The organism is Stenotrophomonas sp. SrG (genome assembly GCF_050031795.1).
GTDB classification, from domain to species: domain Bacteria; phylum Pseudomonadota; class Gammaproteobacteria; order Xanthomonadales; family Xanthomonadaceae; genus Stenotrophomonas; species Stenotrophomonas rhizophila_A.
The window spans coordinates 1-236 of the sequence record NZ_JBNBBE010001325.1; the positions used below are offsets into that span (position 1 = coordinate 1).

General features: G+C 68.2%; 1 pseudogene. It reads left to right on the forward strand.

Features of this window, described 5'->3' with window-relative positions:
- A pseudogene (locus ACQG3P_RS23725) lies at nt 1-236 on the forward strand (TldD/PmbA family protein); the annotation flags it as partial.

Genomic DNA, 236 nt, shown 5'->3' on the forward strand with positions numbered 1-236 from the left:
CTTGAAGGAAGACGCCATCGCGGCGGCGAAGCAGGCGCAGGAGAAGCTGAAGGCGCCGTCGGTCAAGCCGGGGAAGTACGCCCTGGTACTGGAGCCCTCGCACACCTGGCTGACCATCCACGATTCGGTCGGCCACCCGCTGGAACTGGACCGCGTGCTCGGCTGCGAGGCCACCTACGCCGGGACCAGCTTCGCGACCCTGGACAAGCGCGAGCAGCACTTCCCGTACGGCAGCG